General features: G+C 59.1%; 18 protein-coding genes. 11 read left to right on the plus strand and 7 right to left on the minus strand.

Features of this window, described 5'->3' with window-relative positions; genetic code table 11:
• Window positions 1-268: 268 nt before the first annotated feature.
• From Q0837_RS15145 to Q0837_RS15190, 10 genes are all read left to right on the plus strand, one after another.
• The gene (locus tag Q0837_RS15145) at window positions 269-1,114 is read left to right on the plus strand and encodes a pyruvate, water dikinase regulatory protein (RefSeq protein ID WP_298470775.1); all 846 of its coding nucleotides are present in this window, start codon (window positions 269-271) and stop codon (window positions 1,112-1,114) included.
• Window positions 1,111-1,707 carry a Maf family protein gene (locus tag Q0837_RS15150; RefSeq protein ID WP_298470777.1) on the plus strand — a complete coding sequence of 199 codons (597 nt, stop codon included), beginning with the start codon at window positions 1,111-1,113 and terminating at the stop codon, window positions 1,705-1,707. Before Q0837_RS15145 ends, Q0837_RS15150 begins: the two co-directional genes overlap by 4 nt.
• Entirely contained in the window at window positions 1,704-2,573 is an 870-nt protein-coding gene (gene aroE, locus Q0837_RS15155) for a shikimate dehydrogenase (protein ID WP_298470779.1), read from the plus strand. Before Q0837_RS15150 ends, aroE begins: the two co-directional genes overlap by 4 nt.
• The gene (gene coaE / locus Q0837_RS15160; RefSeq protein ID WP_298470781.1) at window positions 2,570-3,184 is read left to right on the plus strand and encodes a dephospho-CoA kinase; all 615 of its coding nucleotides are present in this window, start codon (window positions 2,570-2,572) and stop codon (window positions 3,182-3,184) included. The genes aroE and coaE overlap by 4 nt, the downstream gene beginning before the upstream one ends.
• Before the next feature lie 60 nt (window positions 3,185-3,244).
• A complete protein-coding gene (gene dnaQ, locus Q0837_RS15165) occupies window positions 3,245-3,949 on the plus strand; it encodes a DNA polymerase III subunit epsilon (protein WP_298470783.1) in 705 nt (234 codons plus the stop codon).
• Between the two features lie 60 nt (window positions 3,950-4,009).
• Window positions 4,010-4,573, plus strand: coding sequence for a ribosome-associated translation inhibitor RaiA (gene raiA / locus Q0837_RS15170; RefSeq protein WP_298470784.1), 564 nt, complete (start codon window positions 4,010-4,012; stop codon window positions 4,571-4,573).
• A gap of 150 nt (window positions 4,574-4,723) precedes the next feature.
• Window positions 4,724-5,185, plus strand: a complete 462-nt coding sequence (locus Q0837_RS15175; RefSeq protein ID WP_298470786.1) for a PTS sugar transporter subunit IIA — start codon at window positions 4,724-4,726, stop codon at window positions 5,183-5,185.
• Window positions 5,175-5,672: a PaaI family thioesterase gene (locus Q0837_RS15180; protein WP_298470788.1), complete on the plus strand. Its 498-nt coding sequence runs from the start codon at window positions 5,175-5,177 to the stop codon at window positions 5,670-5,672. The genes Q0837_RS15175 and Q0837_RS15180 overlap by 11 nt, the downstream gene beginning before the upstream one ends.
• Complete coding sequence (locus tag Q0837_RS15185; protein WP_298470790.1) at window positions 5,672-6,007, plus strand: DUF1491 family protein; 336 nt, start codon at window positions 5,672-5,674, stop codon at window positions 6,005-6,007. Before Q0837_RS15180 ends, Q0837_RS15185 begins: the two co-directional genes overlap by 1 nt.
• Window positions 6,008-6,230: 223 nt before the next feature.
• The gene (locus Q0837_RS15190; protein WP_298470792.1) at window positions 6,231-6,875 is read left to right on the plus strand and encodes a cell wall hydrolase; all 645 of its coding nucleotides are present in this window, start codon (window positions 6,231-6,233) and stop codon (window positions 6,873-6,875) included.
• A 199-nt stretch (window positions 6,876-7,074) separates the two neighbouring features.
• Here Q0837_RS15190 and xth read toward each other — a convergent pair whose 3' ends face one another.
• From xth to Q0837_RS15205, 3 genes are read right to left on the minus strand one after another with little or no spacing between them, the layout of a single operon-like run.
• Window positions 7,075-7,887, minus strand: coding sequence for an exodeoxyribonuclease III (xth, locus tag Q0837_RS15195; RefSeq protein ID WP_298470794.1), 813 nt, complete (start codon window positions 7,885-7,887; stop codon window positions 7,075-7,077).
• 37 nt (window positions 7,888-7,924) lie between these two features.
• Complete coding sequence (locus Q0837_RS15200; protein ID WP_298470796.1) at window positions 7,925-8,254, minus strand: iron-sulfur cluster assembly accessory protein; 330 nt, start codon at window positions 8,252-8,254, stop codon at window positions 7,925-7,927.
• Between the two features lie 40 nt (window positions 8,255-8,294).
• Window positions 8,295-8,726 carry a CBS domain-containing protein gene (locus Q0837_RS15205; RefSeq protein ID WP_298470798.1) on the minus strand — a complete coding sequence of 144 codons (432 nt, stop codon included), beginning with the start codon at window positions 8,724-8,726 and terminating at the stop codon, window positions 8,295-8,297.
• Between the two features lie 127 nt (window positions 8,727-8,853).
• Between Q0837_RS15205 and Q0837_RS15210 the strand changes: the two genes are divergently transcribed.
• Entirely contained in the window at window positions 8,854-9,168 is a 315-nt protein-coding gene (locus Q0837_RS15210; RefSeq protein ID WP_298470800.1) for a hypothetical protein, read from the plus strand.
• On the opposite strand, the gene Q0837_RS15215 is transcribed toward Q0837_RS15210, so the two are convergent.
• The 4 genes from Q0837_RS15215 to Q0837_RS15230 form a co-directional block, all read right to left on the minus strand.
• Window positions 9,165-9,590, minus strand: a complete 426-nt coding sequence (locus tag Q0837_RS15215) for a (2Fe-2S) ferredoxin domain-containing protein (RefSeq protein WP_298470801.1) — start codon at window positions 9,588-9,590, stop codon at window positions 9,165-9,167. The two genes, Q0837_RS15210 and Q0837_RS15215, sit on opposite strands and share 4 nt — an antisense overlap.
• Window positions 9,587-11,758, minus strand: a complete 2,172-nt coding sequence (locus Q0837_RS15220; RefSeq protein ID WP_298470803.1) for a S9 family peptidase — start codon at window positions 11,756-11,758, stop codon at window positions 9,587-9,589. The genes Q0837_RS15215 and Q0837_RS15220 overlap by 4 nt, the downstream gene beginning before the upstream one ends.
• Before the next feature lie 75 nt (window positions 11,759-11,833).
• Window positions 11,834-12,352, minus strand: coding sequence for a DUF2497 domain-containing protein (locus Q0837_RS15225; protein WP_298470804.1), 519 nt, complete (start codon window positions 12,350-12,352; stop codon window positions 11,834-11,836).
• A 45-nt stretch (window positions 12,353-12,397) separates the two neighbouring features.
• Window positions 12,398-13,810 (minus strand): TolC family outer membrane protein, encoded by a 1,413-nt coding sequence (locus tag Q0837_RS15230; RefSeq protein ID WP_298470805.1) that lies wholly within the window; start codon window positions 13,808-13,810, stop codon window positions 12,398-12,400.
• Between the last annotated feature and the right edge of the window lie 46 nt (window positions 13,811-13,856).

The raw sequence follows: 13,856 nt of genomic DNA on the forward strand, positions 1-13,856 counted from the left end.
TGGAAAGCGGGAATTCCCAGCTCCTGCCTGAATTCTCCCGACCTGAACACCCCCACACCTCTGTGCGAATCTGCGTAATCACGCGGTCAATCGGAATCTATCCCCATTGTCCCCAACCTGTCGAAATCTGTTGTCCCATGTAGAGAAATAACCCGCCTGAATGACTCGGAACGCGGATGAAAATGCATGCCCAGCTTGTCGACCGTTCTCTCCCGTGGTTTATGCCTGTGACTGTCCACAAGCCGAAGAAGTCGCGCCGAATCACCTCATGACACGCCTGAATCTTCACCTTGTTTCGGACTCTACCGGCGAAACGCTAGAGATGATTGCCAAGGCTGCGTTGGCGCAGTTCGACGATCCGGATGTCAGTCGGCACTTCTGGCCCATGGTACGCTCACTCCAGCATCTCGACCGCATTGTTCCCGATCTCGCCGACAATCCCGGTCTGGTTCTCTTCACTCTGGTGAATCCCGAGACTCGGGCAAGGCTGGAAGAACATTGCCGTCATCTCGGCCTGCCTGCAGTCCCAGTGCTCGATCAGGTGACAGCGGCGCTTGAAGCGCAATTGGGCGAGGAAGCGCATGGCCGACCTGGCCGGCAGCACTCGATGGACGCCGACTACTTTCGGCGCGTCGATGCGATCCAGTTCACAATCGCCCATGACGATGGGATCGCGCATGAGGATTGGGAGGAGGCCGACATTGTCCTCGCGGGCGTGTCGCGCAGTTCCAAAACACCGACCAGCATCTATCTTGCCAATCGCGGGTACAAGACAGCCAATATTCCGCTGGTGGTCGAAAGCCCTCCACCCAAGAGCCTGTTCGGTCTGCGCAACCCTTTGGTCGTTGGCCTCACCACGGCGCCCGAGCGGCTGGTCCAGATCCGGCGCAACCGGCTGCTATCGCTCAATGAAGGTACGGAGACGTCCTATGTCGACAATGAGCGCGTAAAGACCGAGCTGCAGTTTGCGCGCCGCATGTTCGCCGACAATGGCTGGCCGGTGATCGACGTCACTCGGCGTTCTATTGAAGAAAGCGCCGCTGCGATCATTCGGCTGGTGCAAGAGCGCAAACGGCGCGAAAAACCGGTCGACGGAGTGGCGAAACCGATATGAGCGCCGAGAAACTAATCCTCGCGTCGAAGTCCGCTTCGCGCCGCGCGATGCTTGATGCCGCCGGTGTTGAGTATGAAGCGATCCCGGCGGATATTGACGAGCGCGCTCTTGAGGATGGCCTGACCGGCGCGTCACCGCCCGAAATCGCCGAGGCGTTGAGTGTCGCCAAGGCCGCGGCGCTAACGCGTGTACATCCCAAGACCTTGATACTCGGCAGCGATTCACTTGTAGTCGTTGAGGGAAAGCGCTTCGACAAGCCCACTTCTCGCGAGAATGCGGCTGAGCATCTGCGATATTTCTCCGGCAAGACCATCGAATTGCACAGTGCCGCTGCGTTGGTTCGCGATGATGTGTGCGAATGGAGCAATGCCGATATTGCGCGGCTGCAGGTTCGCGATCTGTCAGACGGCTTTATTGAGCACTATCTCGAGCGCGAATGGCCCGAGGTTGGCTACACCGTTGGGGTTTTCCGGATCGAAGCGATGGGCGTGCAATTGTTCGATGCAGTCGAAGGCGATCAGTTTACCGTGCTTGGCATGCCTCTGCTCCCGGTTCTTGGTGCGTTGCGCGAACACGGTGTCCTGAAAACATGAACGAGGACAGCTCGCTTCCCTATGCCGAGGTAATCGGCGATCCCATTGCGCAGTCGAAATCTCCGCTGATTCATGGCTTTTGGCTTGAGCAACTTGGTCTGGAGGCACGATACGTGGCTCGCCGCGTGGCGAGCGAAGACCTTGCGGACTACATTTCTGAACGCCGCGGAGACTCGAGCTGGCGCGGGTGCAATATCACGATGCCGCTAAAGCAGGACGTAATCCCGCTGCTCGACGAAATCGAACCACAGGCAAAGGCCATCGGCGCGGTCAACACCGTCTATCGAGGAGAAGGTGGAACCTTGATTGGTGCGAACACCGATGCGGAGGGGTTCCTTGAACCTCTGCGGGACAAACTTGCCGCTGATCACCTGTTCCGTATGGCTCGAATCATCGGCAATGGCGGTGCAGCGCGGGCGATCATCACCGCGTTGTCACAGCACAATTTCACACTTGTCCTCGCAGCGCGGAATCAAGGCAAAAGCCGCAAACTGCTCAAGGAGCTTGTGCCCGATGGCGAACACTATGCCGCGCCGCTCAGTCACTTTGCGCAAGAGACCCATTTCGAATTCGACGATCGCGAAGGGTGTCTCGACCTCGTGATCAATGCGTCGCCTTTAGGAATGCGCGGCCAGCCTGAACTCGCTTTCGATTGGAGCCATGCACCGCCGGGCAGCATCGCTTACGATATCGTCACAGACCCGATTGAGACCAAATTTCTGTCGAACGCCAAAAGCGCAGGATTTGCCGCAATTGGCGGCCTGTCGATGCTCATCGGTCAGGCAGCGACGGCGTTCGAGAAGTTCTTCGGTGAGGCCCCGCCGCGTGATCTCGATCATCAGTTGATGGAGAAGCTCAGCGCATGACCGAAGAGTCTGCCCTCAAACCCAAACTGATCGGCCTGACCGGCTCTATCGGCATGGGGAAATCAACCGTAGCCGCCATGTTCGAGCGCGCCGGGATCCCCGTATTCGACGCCGATGCCGAAGTTCGCAAAATGCAGGGACCGGGCGGTGAACTCTTACTTGCTATCGAAGCAGAATTCCCGGGATCAACTGGCCAAGCCGGAGTCGATCGCGATGCCCTCGGCAAGCTCGTCTTCGGCGACAAGGACGCCCTCAAACGGCTCGAATCCATCGTTCATCCCGCCGTCGGTCTGAAAAGGTTGCAGTTCCACGAGGAAAACGCTGAGGCAGAGATGCTGGTGTTCGACATCCCCCTACTGTTCGAAAACGGTGGTCACGAGGCGTTCGACGCTGTGGTAGTGGTTTCGGCTCCTCCCGAAACGCAGCGTGAGCGAGTGCTCGCTCGGCCCGACATGACCGCAGAGAAATTCGAGCACATCCTTGGCCTTCAGGTCCCCGATGCCGACAAGCGCAAGCGTGCCGATCATGTGATCGACACTGGCACGACACTTGAGGAAACCGAGGCTCAAGTAGCCGCGTTGATCGAGCAAATGAAAGCGACTGCCAGTTAGCTCTATTGTCGCGATAAACCCCTCTTGCGCTTCGCAAGTGTTGAGCCGATAGTATCAAGAATGCGGGAAATCGTTTTCGACACCGAAACCACCGGCCTAGACCCCAAGACAGGGGACCGGATGGTCGAAATCGGGTGTGTCGAAATGGTCGGGCGAGTCGAAACCGGCAATTCGTTCCACGCCTATTACAATCCCGAACGCGATATGCCCGCCGCTGCCGAAGCGGTGCATGGGCTCTCGATTTCGTTTCTCGAAACCAAACCCAAATTTGCCGAAGGTGTCGACGAACTGCTCGAATTTCTCGGCGACGTGCCCCTGGTCGCGCACAATGCCGGGTTCGATTTCGGGTTTCTCAATTCCGAACTGGAGCGGATCGGGCGCGAACCGATCAGCCTCGATCGGATGGTCGATACCGTTGCGATTGCGCGGAAAAAGCATCCGGGCGCGAAGCTCTCACTCGATGCCTTGTGCACACGCTACGGCGTCGATCGCAGCCACCGGGTGAAACACGGCGCGCTGCTTGACGCAGAATTACTCGCGCAGGTCTATGTTGAGCTGACCGGTGGCCGTCAGATCGGGTTGGAGCTTGCTGCCGAACGCGTAACGACGTCGATTGATGAAGGTGTTGCCGAAACCGTTAGTGAAAGAGGCGGAAGCCCCGCGCGCCTTCGCCGCGAGCCGCGACCGCATGCAGCGAGCGCTGATGAACTCGCGCGGCATCAGGAATTCATGGCTGGGATCAAGGATGCGATCTGGGCCCGCTGAACTCGCACGAAGGCATCGTGTGCGGGATTGGTCAAAACTCGAGAAGGAGGCCGAGCGACGATGGATATCCGCATTTCAGGACATCAGGTGGAAACAGGCGCTGCGTTGCAGGAGCATACGACGGATCGGCTGGAAGGTATCGTCGAGAAGTACTTCGACCGCGCTCTCACCTCGCATGTGACATTCGGCAAAGGCGGAGCGGGCACCTTTACCTGCGATATCGTGACACATGTGAAGCATGGCCTGATCCTGAAAGCGCAGGGCAATGCCCACGATGCGCATGTGGCGCTGGATGATGCGGCGGGCAAGATCGAGAAGCAGCTGCGTCGTTATAAACGGCGGCTGAAAGACCATCACGAGCAGGCCCAACACGCCCGTGCCGAGGAAGAAGCGGCTTATACGATCTTCGCAGTCGACGAAGAGGCGGAAGAGGTCACTGTCGACGCACCGCCAGTGATTGCCGAGACCAGCGTGGACATTCCGACCAGCAGTGTTGCCGACGCGGTGATGATGCTCGATTTACGCGATACACCAGCGCTGTTTTTCAAAAATGCTGGAACTGACAGGCATAATATGGTTTATCGCCGCGCAGACGGGTCGATCGGATGGGTCGAACCGCAATAGAACCTCGCGAAGCACAGTTTTTCGCCACAATCGGTCGGTAACGACAGAGGTTCAGCTCACGGAGACGGAAGGGACACTGCGGACCCCGCAGGCGCTTTCGGCTGTGCCGTGAGAGAACATGTAATTCGTTTACGGGATCTCGAATTTACAATGAACGTCAATTTCAAAATGCTGCCTGAGGCGGTCGATCTTGCTGATTGTGAAACCAAGCAGCAAGTTCTCAGCCGTATTTCCCAGATTTTCGCCGAGGTTTACGGACTCGATGAAGCGGACCTGCTCGAAGGATTGGAGCAGCGCGAAGCGCTAGGCAGCACCGGTTTCGGCCGAGGCGTTGCGATTCCGCATTGTCGCAGCAGCCAGGTGAAGCGCCCGACCGGCGTCTTGCTCAAACTGCAACGTCCGGTCGATTTCGCGGCAGCCGATGCGATGCCGGTTTCGCTCGTATTCGGGCTCGTTTCGCCGGAAGATGCTGGGGCGACGCATCTCCACGCGCTCGCAGCCATCTCGCGTCCGACCCGCGATGAAGCGATGCTTCAGATGTTGTTCGATGCGCCAGACAGCGATGCGCTCTATTCGGTGCTGACCAATCAGTTCCTGCGTGATGCCGCCTGACGATCAAGGGGCGACAGCCGGTCCGGCCAACTCTGCCGGTGCCGAACTGCATTACCGCGCGCTGGAGAGGCTCTATGCTTCTGCGCCGATCAACGGCAAATTCGCGTCGCGAATGGAAATTGTTGACGAAGGAATGTCGCGGCTGACCTTCACGGTCGATGAGGAAGTCTATCACGCGGCGGGCGCAGCGCATGGCACGATCTATTTCAAAATGCTGGACGATGCGGCTTTTTACGCCGCCAATACGCTTGCGACCGACCGCTTTCTGCTGACCACCAGTTTCAACCTGCATTTTACCAAGCCGGTGCGGGCTGGCGAGGTCGTGGCCGAAGGGCGCTGGGTCAGCGGCAAGCGCCGGGTATTCGTCGCCGAATCACGCCTGGTTGATGCGGAAGGCGACGAGATCGGGCGCGGTACGGGCACCTTCATGCGCTCGCGGATCGCGCTCTCCAGCCTTGATGGTTACACGAAGGGTCCTGGCGACTGATGACAACGCGGCTACCCGCGCATCTGGAAGTCGGAGCTTTGATTCGCCTCGCTGAGACGCAGGGCGGATCGGGCATGGTGCTTGCGAAGGGCGAGCGCGATGCAGGCACAATCCTGCTTGTTACAATGTGCCGCGGACAGAATGCCGAGCTTTTCGAAAGAATGCCGCAGCTCGACGGTTCGCGATCATTCATGCGCGCGAAGGCACAAGACCCTGAAAAACCGTTTGAATTTTCAGAATACCTCGACCGTCGCAGCTCTCAGGACCCGGATACCTGGATTTTGGAGGTAGACGTCGACGATGTGGAACGGTTCGTCGCGGAACTGCCCCGATAAGTTGACTTGGTATCATTTGTGACTATTTGCCTCGCCAGCTTCCAGGTGCGCAGGCTGTTGGGTGCGACAATACAGTCGACTCGCTAGCACGCAGACGGGGGGCAGCCGGCAGGCAACACTCGAACCATCATAACAATCTGCGAATACCGCAACAGGTTCACGCCTGCGTCTGAGCTCGCTCACCGCATAAATTGACGAGATTATGAGTCGTAAGACTTATTCCATGAGCGCTTTCGCCGTTGTCGCGATCGCAAGTTTGAGCTTTTCGAGCGCCGATGGCGCCGGTGCGTTCGCGCAAGAAGTCGAGGCCGACACGGCCATCGCTTCCAATGTGCAGGATGAGACACTGGCCGCTATCGAAATCGTTCCGCAGCAGCCGGTCTTCGTATCCGAAGAAGTGGTTCAGCCGCTTCCTGAACCGACCGAGCAGTCCACCAGCAATTTCGAAGCCAGTTCGCTGCGCGAATTGGTCGGCCTCGTCGACCAGAGCGACGACATGAGCGAACAGATGCGTTGTCTGGCCGGTGCCGTCTATTTCGAAGCGCGCGGTGAGCCGCTCGACGGGCAGCTGGCTGTTGCCAATGTTGTCATCAACCGTGCTGACGACCGGCGCTTCCCTGCCAGCTATTGCGGTGTTGTCTACCAACGCGCGCAATTCTCATTTGTGAAAAACGGCCGGATGCCGCGCATCAAGACGAGCTCGGCAGCCTGGGATCGCGCAAAGTCGATCGCGCGGATCGCCCATGACGGCATGTGGGAATCGCAAGTCGGCGAAGCGGTGTACTTCCACGCGAAGTATGTCCGCCCGAAATGGAGCTACCGCAAAACGCGCACTGCCACGATCGACACGCATATCTTCTATAGATAGCCCTCAAACGCCGGGCGGCGGACATCCGTCCGCCTTGGCTTCGCGGCATTGGCCGCGACGGCCAGTCGGCCTTTGACTGCCGTGACCCGGGCACCAAACGGCGGCGCTAGCCGCCGCTAGGCCGCCCGGCCGTCCGCAGCGACGCGATCCTTGATCGCATGAGCAAGGAAATCGCTCGCCGGATGGCGTGCGCCCGACGCTAGTCGGACAAAGACGCCCACACAGGGGCGTGATCGCTGGCCTTCTCGCGGCCTCGATGCTCTCGATCAACTCCCACAGCCTGCAATCGATCCGCCATCTCGGGCGTAAGCAAGATATGGTCGATCCGAAACCCGTGATCACGTTGCCAGGCGCCCGCTTGGTAATCCCAATATGTCCAAACACCGCCGCGAGGATTGAGAGTGCGCATTGCATCGGTCCAACCATCTGCGAGCAACCGCGCATAGGCCGCTCGCGATTCGGGCTGCATCAATGCGTCGGACGCCATGGCTTTCACTGAGAATGTGTCATCATCCTCAGGAATGACGTTGTAGTCACCAAGCACAGCGGCTGGCACTTCTTCAGCCCAGATTTCCGCCATCCGCGCGCGGAGCTTTTCCATCCAACCGAGCTTGTAGTCGAATTTCGGCCCAGGATGCGGATTGCCGTTCGGCAGGTAGATGCAGACTATCCGAGTTGGATCGCCGCCATCCTTGGATATGTCGACTTCCAGATAGCGCGCTTGCTCGCCTTCGCCCTCTTTCGGACCATTGATGCCCAGCCCGCGCTGAACCTCACTTGGCGCGTCGTAGCCCGCTTCCTTGTCTGTCAGGATCGCCACACCGTTGAACGCCTTCTGGCCGTGCGTGAGGACATGATAGCCCAGTGCCTCAAGCTCGCTCGCCGGGAAGCCATCGTCCTGCGATTTGATCTCTTGCAGGCAGGCCACGGACGGGCGTGTTTCGGCGAGCCATTCCTTGAGGCGCGGCAGCCGCGCCTTGACCCCGTTGATGTTGAAAGTCGCGATCTTCATTCGGCTCTACTGCCCGACAAAATAGCCTGGGTCTAATTCAAATGCCGAAGCTGGAGCCGCAACCGCAGCCAGCGGCTGCCTTGGGGTTCTCGACCCGAAACGCGGCACCGCCGAGCGACTCGACAAAATCGACCACACTGCCGCCGACGAGATCGAGGCTGATTGGGTCAACGACGAGTTTGACACCGTCAGTTTCGCTCACCAAATCCTCACCGTCCGGCGCTTCAGCCAGGTCGAACTTGTACTGGAAGCCCGAGCAGCCGCCACCTTCGACCGAGAGCCGCAGAATTGCGGGCTTGGTCTGCTTCTCCGCGATCAACGCAATGCGTTTTGCTGCGGCAGGTGTGAGCGTGAGTGTTTCGGCCATGATCCGTCCTATCTAGGAAGCGGCGTAGTCGTACTCAAGCTTAAGCGGTCTGGATATAGCTGCGCAGCGCCTCGGCTTCGTGCTCAACCTCGTCAATCTTGCTCTTCACCAGATCGCCGATTGAAATGAATGCGACCAGCGTCCCATCCTCGACCACCGGGAAATGACGGAACCGGCGCTTGGTCATCATGGCCAGCGCATCGTCAATCTTGGTGCTTGGCTCCACAGTGATCGCTGGCGAAGTCATGATCGCTTCAACCGGTTGATCGAGACAGCTTCCACCGCTCTCGGCAAGCCGATAAATTACGTCACGTTCCGACACGATTCCGGCAATTTTGCCGTCACGAAGCACCGGCAAAGCGCCGATCCGCTTGCCCGCAAGCATCTGGACCGCATCAGACACACGGGTCGTGACATCGCAGGCAATCACATCGTCTGCCGCACGATTGGTGATGATCTTTGCAATGGTCATGATGAGATTCCTCTTTCAGAAGACAGAAAATGCCATTTTTCCGACCAGAAAGCGAATCCGCAGTGTCACTGAACCAGTCAGCCCCTAAGTCGTTGCAAAGCCTCGTCGCGCGGCCCATTAGATGACCATGGTCAGCAAATCGCCTCTGGATGATCCCGAAAACGCCGCCTATGCGTGGGCGCGCTATCGCCAGATCATGAAATTGTTGATGTGGGTGACGGTTGCGACCGTGCTGCTGGCTTTAGGTCTGCTTTATGCCTTCAACGGCGCCATTTCGGTGCATTTCTACATCGCTGTCGCGCTAGGTATTTCGTTCACGATGCTGCTCGGGGGCGGGTTGATGGGCCTCGCATTCCTTTCGAACGGCACCGGGCATGACGAATCGGTCGACAACAAATTGCCCAGCCGCGACGAACTCTGGTCACGTCCCGAAGACGATTAGGAATCGCGCTTTTCCGGGGCTGTAAGCCGATACTCTTCGACCGGCACACCGCCCACCAGATGCTCTTCGATAATCCGTTCGAGTACATCGGGGCTGCATGAGTGGTACCAGGTGCCTTCCGGCCACACGACGGCGATCGGCCCCGCGCCGCAGATTTGCAGACAATCGGCCTTGGTCCGCTGGATTCCACCGCCCGGCCCGCGAGGATGATCTGCGGTGCGTTTTGGGCCGATCAAGCCGCGTTCTTTCAGGCAATCCTTGAGGAACTGCCAGGCGATTTCACCTTCCGCACGCGAGCAGCATTTCTGCTTTTCCGAAAGCGCGCACAGGAATATCTGACGCTCGATCCCGTCGCCTTGCTTTGCTCCGCCATACTTTTTTGCCAGCGCGGTTTTTGCCGCCAGCAGGTCCTGATCGCTCATTCCGCCGCTTCGCCCGATTTGAGGTGTCGATCGAGCCAGCCGAACACCGTTTCATGCCATTGCAGCGAGTTCTTTGCGCCCAGCACCCAGTGATTCTCGTCCGGGAACACTAGCAGCTGTGACGGGATCTCGCGTTCTTGGAGCGCGGTGAAGCTCTGCAGGCCTTGCGAGTAAGGGACGCGGAAATCCTTCTCACCGGTGATCACCAGCATCGGCGTTTGCCATTTGTCGACATGGTTGACCGGGTTCCAGCGCTCGTAGGTTTCGCGCGCTTCGCTGTAGGAACCGCCGAAATCCCAACGCGGGAACCACAATTCCTCGGTCGAATAGTAGAAGCTGCGCATGTCGAACAGGCCGTCATGCTGCACGAGGCAATCGAAGCGGTCCGGCCATTTCCCGGCGATCCAGTTGACCATGTAGCCGCCATAGCTTGCACCCATGGCGCAGGCGCGATCGCCATCGATCTGCGGATCGAGTTCCAAGGCTGCTGCGAGACCTTTTTGCAGGTCCACTAGCGGCTTGCCGCCCCAATCGCGGTTGATCGCATCGGTGAAGGCCTGCCCGTATCCCGTGCTGCCGTGGAAATCGACCGAGATCACGGCATAACCCTGGCTCGCCAAAACGCGCGGATTCCAGCGGGATGACCAGCGATCGGCGAATGAACCCTGCGGGCCACCATGAATGTAGAGGATCGCCGGGATCGGCCCTTCCTGCTCCTCCAATCGGGTAATCTGACCCCAGACGGTGTCACCTTCGGCGCCAGCAAAGCTGAACCGGGTTGTGACGGTCGATGCCTTTTCGCCCATGAGACTTGTCGCGACGTCAGTGAGCGGTCTGGCCTGTTTGAAGCCGGTCGAAAGGTAGAGTTCGTTCGGCAAGCCAATCGAATCGCGGGTGAACAGCAGGCGGTCTCCCGGCAAGTTCACTAGATTGCCGATATGCGCTTCATTGCCCGCGATCAGGTCGAGCTTGGTTGTGTCGCCTGTGCGCGGATCGATTCGGAAAACCGGCGTGTCGAGCACATCGGCTGCGGTGGCGAGCAGGTGGCGTCCGTCTGTGCTCCAGCTGATGCTGCCAAACGAAAGGTCGACATCTTGAGTAAGCGCCCGTGTCTCGCCGGTCGCGACGTCGCGTAATTGCACCACCAACCTGTCGGATTCGTATCCGGGCCGCGCCATTGCAAGATAGGCAAGGTATTTGCCGTCGGGTGACGGCATCGGCGCAGTGTCGACAGCTTCGTTCGCGGCAGTCAGTTCGCGCGGCGCTGAGCCTGACAGATCGGAGTAATAGATGTCGGTGTCGGTCGAGAACGGTTCGGTTTTGCCCGCTTGGCGTGCGACGAAATAGACGCCCGATCCGTCAGGTGCCCAGGCGATGTCTTCACCGCCACCGACAGGCATGGTCGGGGTGTTGCCACGAACGCCGGTAGTTGGATCGAGCCCGTCGACCGGCACTCCGGCGCCAATCGTTTCACCATTCTCCATCCCAAACACGAACACTCGGTTGTACGTCCCCGGCGTTGACCATTGGTCCCAATGGCGGAAGAAACCGCCATCGCCTTCGTAGAGCCGCCCATTGCCAGGACCTGGAAGGTGCGCCGTGCCATCACCTTCGCAACCGAAACGCTGACAATCGCGTGAAACTTCCGACCACAAAGCGATCTTGTCGCCGCTGGGTGCGAGTTTGAACCCGGCAATGTCGGTGCCGGGAATATCAGCGACCGGAATAGGCCCGGTCACGTTGCCATTGCCTTCAAGAGCGACGCGCCACACCCGCGCACGTTCCTCTGCTTCGTTGTCGGTATGCTCGAAACTCAGGAAATACAGGAAATTGTCAGGACCGAATGTCAGCGAATATGCATCGAGACCAAGGTCCAGCGCAACGGGCTGCGCGCCCGGCTGGGCCAGATCAAGCAGGTAGTGCTGCCCGGCCCGGTCATATGTTTCGGCATCGGTTTCAGTGACCGAATAGACAGCATAGCGACCATAAGGCGTCACCGTTGGCCCGCCGAGCCGCGGCACGGTGACCAGATCCTCCGCTGACAAAGGCTTGGTCGAGACACCGGGAATTTCCGGTGGAGTGGTCGCAGTGTGGTCGTCAGCCGCCAGTGGCGATGAAATGAGCGAGGCGCATGCGATTGCCGCGCCGATCATGGGCATTCTCTTCATGAGCATGCGGACTAGACCGAGAGCAGAAGAGTCGCCAGCAAAACCGGCGCTACAAAGTCTGACGGTAGGGCGAATTCAGCCCTTCTTGCCTGCGATCCGCGCGATTTCTGCTTGAACCAGCTTCTCCACCATTCCCGGCAGATTCTTATCGAGCCACTCCGCGAGCATCGGGCGAAGCAGCTCGCGGGTCAGTCCTTCAAGCGACGTTTCGCCCGAACGCACGATCTGCGGTTTGGCGCCGGGTTCGGAAAGCATGGCGAGCGCAGCAAGGTTTTCCTGCATCGCGCCGCGCACTTCGTCGGCGATCAGCGGTTCATCGTCGCTGGTGGTGTTGTCCTCGACCCAGGCGTCGCCATCATCATCGACCCCGGCGGCAAATTCCATTTCCGATAGGTCGAGCACTTCTTCGCCTTCATCGGTGGCCGTTGGCTCATCAACGTCTTGCTGGGCAGCCATCACGCGGTCTGCAGCTTCGTCCGCATCCGCTTCGCGCCGACGACGAGCTTCTAGAGCGCCGTCGCGGTTGTCGCGCGCGATCACTTTCTTGATCGACTCAAGAATCTCTTCGACGGATGCTTCGTTGTCCTGCGCCATTGCCTGCCTTGATCGTTTTCGCCCTGAATCAGGCCGATACGATGGTTAACCGTTCGGCTCAAGTTTCGGGCCAATTGTTGCGTCAGGGGCCGGAATGTCAACGGTTCTGGTTGAATTTGGAGCAGGTGTGGGATCGCGGTCCCAATCCCAAAGACGACGGCGGACCCGATCATAATTGACCTGCGGGTCGTAAAGCGGGCCGCCCGTATCAAGATTTAGATCGCGGGCTTCGGCGCGGCCCATGGCGGCAAGCAAGGTGAAACCAGCCACGTAAGCGTTGCGCCGTGCTGTCACCAATTGAGCGCGCGCTTGCAGCAGTTCCTGCTCGGCATTGAGCACATCGAGAATGGTGCGATTGCCAATCGAATTTTCAGCGCGCACGCCTTCGAGGCTCACTTCCGCCGATTCGACCGCCACTTTCGAGCTGGCAATCACGGCATTGGCCGCTTCCCAGCTCGAATAGGCTGATCGGGTTTGCGAGATGATGTCGCGCTCGGTCGCGATGACCTGTTCAAGCGCGGCGGTTTCTCTCGCACCTGCCTGCCTCTGGCGAGCAGCAGGTAAGCCTCCCTGAAACAGCGGGATGGTTATCCGCACGCCGGCATTGGCGGTTCTTTCAGCTTGGACAAAATCGGCCGCAATCGGTCCGCCAAGTGTGCCGAAGAAATCGGAATAGTCGTAATTCGCAAACAGCCCGACTGTCGGGAGCCGTCCTGCACCTGCGACCTTGGTGTCGAAACCGGCGGCTTCCGCGCGTTCCTTTGCGGCGATCAGATCAGGATTGTTTTCGAGCGCTGTGACCACAGCCGAATCGACAGTGCCAGGTAGTCCGGGGAGTGGCGGCGGAGCCTCGAGATTCTCCGGCGCCTTGCCAACCAGCTGAATGTAGGTGTTTCGCGCCGCGATCAGATTGCCATAGGCGGTTTGAAGATCGCCTTCAGCTACCGCCAAGCGCGACTGCGATTGGGCGACGTCGGTCCGTGTCAGATCACCGATTTCGAAACGGTCGCTTGTCGCTTCGAGATTGACCCGCAAGACATCGACCTGGTTGGCGGCAAGGCCGGCGAGAGCCTCGGTGCGGAGCACATCCATATAGGCGGCGACTGTTTGGCTGAAGATCGCACTTTCGGTGGCGCGGAGATCGGCCTGACCTGCGCTCACGCGCTCCTTTGCCGCTTTGATCCCGTTTTTGACTGCGCCGCCGGAATAAATTGGCACCTGAAGCAAAGCGTTCACGCCCAAATTCCGAGTTGGAGCAGTGAAAGAGTTCGCCGATTGCTGAAGGAATTCGATATGAGTCGCTGTGACAGTTGCACCAGGCAATCCCGGCGCACGCTGGATCGGCACGTCTTCATCGGTTGCGCGCTGGTTCGCACGCGCCCCTTCGAGCGTGGGATTGGTGTTGTAAGCTTCAACCAGCGCTTCACGCAGCGTGTCAGCCTGCGCGGGGGCGCCCAAAACTAGCGCTGAGCCCGCGGCGCCAAGTGCCAACTTTCGCAGGTGG

The organism is uncultured Erythrobacter sp., assembly GCF_947499705.1.
GTDB lineage: Bacteria > Pseudomonadota > Alphaproteobacteria > Sphingomonadales > Sphingomonadaceae > Erythrobacter.

Excerpts from the sequence above, each read along its gene's own strand:
- Q0837_RS15145 (WP_298470775.1), top strand. The coding sequence starts at position 269 with ATGACACGCCTGAATCTTCACCTTGTTTCGGACTCTACCGGCGAAACG.
- Q0837_RS15150 (WP_298470777.1), top strand. The coding sequence starts at position 1,111 with ATGAGCGCCGAGAAACTAATCCTCGCGTCGAAGTCCGCTTCGCGCCGC.
- aroE (WP_298470779.1), top strand. The coding sequence starts at position 1,704 with ATGAACGAGGACAGCTCGCTTCCCTATGCCGAGGTAATCGGCGATCCC.
- coaE (WP_298470781.1), top strand. The coding sequence starts at position 2,570 with ATGACCGAAGAGTCTGCCCTCAAACCCAAACTGATCGGCCTGACCGGC.
- dnaQ (WP_298470783.1), top strand. The coding sequence starts at position 3,245 with ATGCGGGAAATCGTTTTCGACACCGAAACCACCGGCCTAGACCCCAAG.
- raiA (WP_298470784.1), top strand. The coding sequence starts at position 4,010 with ATGGATATCCGCATTTCAGGACATCAGGTGGAAACAGGCGCTGCGTTG.
- Q0837_RS15175 (WP_298470786.1), top strand. The coding sequence starts at position 4,724 with ATGAACGTCAATTTCAAAATGCTGCCTGAGGCGGTCGATCTTGCTGAT.
- Q0837_RS15180 (WP_298470788.1), top strand. The coding sequence starts at position 5,175 with ATGCCGCCTGACGATCAAGGGGCGACAGCCGGTCCGGCCAACTCTGCC.
- Q0837_RS15185 (WP_298470790.1), top strand. The coding sequence starts at position 5,672 with ATGACAACGCGGCTACCCGCGCATCTGGAAGTCGGAGCTTTGATTCGC.
- Q0837_RS15190 (WP_298470792.1), top strand. The coding sequence starts at position 6,231 with ATGAGCGCTTTCGCCGTTGTCGCGATCGCAAGTTTGAGCTTTTCGAGC.
- xth (WP_298470794.1), bottom strand. The coding sequence starts at position 7,887 with ATGAAGATCGCGACTTTCAACATCAACGGGGTCAAGGCGCGGCTGCCG.
- Q0837_RS15200 (WP_298470796.1), bottom strand. The coding sequence starts at position 8,254 with ATGGCCGAAACACTCACGCTCACACCTGCCGCAGCAAAACGCATTGCG.
- Q0837_RS15205 (WP_298470798.1), bottom strand. The coding sequence starts at position 8,726 with ATGACCATTGCAAAGATCATCACCAATCGTGCGGCAGACGATGTGATT.
- Q0837_RS15210 (WP_298470800.1), top strand. The coding sequence starts at position 8,854 with ATGGTCAGCAAATCGCCTCTGGATGATCCCGAAAACGCCGCCTATGCG.
- Q0837_RS15215 (WP_298470801.1), bottom strand. The coding sequence starts at position 9,590 with ATGAGCGATCAGGACCTGCTGGCGGCAAAAACCGCGCTGGCAAAAAAG.
- Q0837_RS15220 (WP_298470803.1), bottom strand. The coding sequence starts at position 11,758 with ATGAAGAGAATGCCCATGATCGGCGCGGCAATCGCATGCGCCTCGCTC.
- Q0837_RS15225 (WP_298470804.1), bottom strand. The coding sequence starts at position 12,352 with ATGGCGCAGGACAACGAAGCATCCGTCGAAGAGATTCTTGAGTCGATC.